At 50.4% G+C, this 1731-nt stretch carries 1 protein-coding gene; it reads left to right on the top strand.

The window, feature by feature from the left end; all coding sequences use genetic code 11:
* Positions 1–1694: S-layer homology domain-containing protein (locus tag AC1DWN_RS33345; protein ID WP_477563118.1), on the top strand; the 1694-nt coding region annotated here is incomplete at its 5' end.
* Positions 1695–1731: the final 37 nt, after the last annotated feature.

Genomic DNA, 1731 nt, shown 5'->3' on the forward strand with positions numbered 1-1731 from the left:
TCATTATCGGCGATGGTAAAACTGCAGGACGAAGCGGCTTCCGTATATACGGCAATGATCATAAAATATATAACAACTATATGGAGGGATTGACTGACCGGATCATTCGTCTGGATGGCGGCACGCATGATGACGGCGGAGACGGCGGAACTAACCCGATCGTTCGATGGGGAGGCGGCACCGAGCAATCAGCCCGTCTTAACGATCTGCCAACCTCTGAACGGACAGAGCTGCTGCGCGGCCATTGGCGACAGTACAATGTGGCAATCTTCCATAATACGATCGTTAACGTCGGAAATAATACGACAAGCATAGCGCTTGGAGGCCGAACCTATCAGCCTGTCGGCACCAAAATATACAATAATATAGTGTTCAGCAACGCAGGCAATATTTTTAACGAGACTAACGCAGTTATGGGAATGTCGTCTAATGAACGTCCGCAATATGTAGGAAATATTGTAGACGGAATTGCTGCCGTCTCCAATAATGCGCTTGTGACAAACGCTGTTCGTCATGAAGCGCTGAAGCTTATCCGCAGCAATGATGGGCTAATCCGACTCTCGGCGCTTAGCCCTGCTGTTGATGCGGCAGTCGCTCCTCATTATGCTTGGGAGGATATCGATGGGCAGCCTAGATATATTCCTGACGCTGGTGCAGATGAATATAACCCGAGCTTGAGCGTGCTGAACAGGTCGCTGACGGCAGCAGACGTCGGACCACAAGCTTCGACTACACCGCCAGTCGTCATCGAGAAAACAGGTCTCAGCAGCATAACATTTAATTCTAGCGCAGCGCTTCAACCGAGCTTCGACAGCGACATAGCCTATTATACGATGACGCTGCCTGCTGAGATCAGCAGTTTGTCTGTCACCCCGACCGCTTTTGCCGCAAAAGCACTAATAACGGTTAGCGTAGACGGTAGCCAGCCTAAAGCAGTCATCAGCGGACAGCCAAGCGAGCAGCTCGCTATTGCACAGAATGGCAGCGTCATTACTATTCAAGTATCAGTCCCGATTTCTGGAAGCAAGATCTATACGATTATGGTCAAGCGCCCAGTATCAACCGGAGGCGATAGCGGTAATCCCGGAGGGAGCGTTAATACAGGGGGGAGCAATCCACCCCTTCCTGATTCTGGAGAACCAGCAAAAGAAGAGACATCTATCCATCTGAACGATATCAGCAAGCATTGGGCTGAAGCAGCGATTATAAAAGCCGCTGGGCTAGGTATTTCAAGCGGGTTTCCGGACGGAACCTTTAAGCCTGACGAGCCGATTACACGTGCTCAGTTCGCAATATTTCTAGTTAGAGCCTTAGGTTTGGAACCGACAGTATCAGCAGCGAAATTTGCAGATCATCAGGAGATTCCAAGCTGGGCAGCCGAGCAGCTGATAACCGCGGTAGAAGCAGGGATTTTAAAGGGCTATGAGGATCAGACACTTCGTCCTCAAGCAGAGATCAGCCGAGCTGAAATGGCCGTGATGATGCTGCGCGCCTATCCTGCAGACAGAGCAGCTAACTCGACGCCTAGTTTCAGCGATACAGCCGACATTCCAAGCTGGGCTTTAGAAGCAGTCGGTATTTTTCAAGAGCTGGAGCTATTCGTAGGACGTAATAATAACAGCTTTGCCCCTAACGAAACCGCTACACGCGCCGAGGTCATTACTATTCTCATCCGCCTGCTCGAGCTACAATGAATAAAAGGGAGGTCATCCCGAGCAAGCATTCGAATGC

The sequence above is a fragment of the Paenibacillus sp. P4_A7 genome (assembly GCF_056402455.1).